At 62.4% G+C, this 561-nt stretch carries 1 pseudogene; it reads left to right on the top strand.

Features of this window, described 5'->3' with window-relative positions:
• Window positions 1-220: pseudogene (locus D1012_RS22130) on the top strand (IS110 family transposase); the annotation flags it as partial.
• Between the last annotated feature and the right edge of the window lie 341 nt (window positions 221-561).

The raw sequence follows: 561 nt of genomic DNA, 5'->3' as shown, positions 1-561 counted from the left end.
TGACGTCAATCTCCGCCGTGCCCTTTGCCAGGCGGCAACGGTGATGTTGCATCGCGGCCGGGCGACATGGCTGCGAACCTGGGCGGCGAAGATCGCGCGCCGTCGTGGTGCCAAGCGCGCGATGGTTGCACTGGCCCGGCGCATCGCCGTGATCCTGCACCGCATGTGGAAGGATGACGCGGACTTCCGCTACGACACTCCGGTGCTTCATGCCGGCTGAAGATACAGGTTCCAACCTGCTGCCCGCCTGATCGCGGGCCTTCGAGGTCCCCACGGGACGCGGTTCCGGTGATGCCCCCTAACATGGTTTGCAGTGCAAACCATTATCGGGCAGCGGTGCTCAGGACTGATGCCGATCGTATCGAGCACGCCAATGAGATGGGCACATCGGAATTGCATTGAACCAGCATCATGTTGGCGGCCACAGCGCTGACCACGGACCGAAGCATGCACCCGGGTCGACCTCAGGCGAAGGCTGCCGAGAAGGGAAGCAGATCAAGTGTTCAAAGGACAAAACCGCGGTCCGGCGGTGAATCCCGCATGCGCAAAAACGCTTGACTG

The sequence above is a fragment of the Pseudotabrizicola alkalilacus genome, assembly GCF_003443995.1.
Lineage (GTDB): Bacteria > Pseudomonadota > Alphaproteobacteria > Rhodobacterales > Rhodobacteraceae > Pseudotabrizicola > Pseudotabrizicola alkalilacus.
This window is presented reverse-complemented; position numbering and strand designations above follow the sequence as displayed.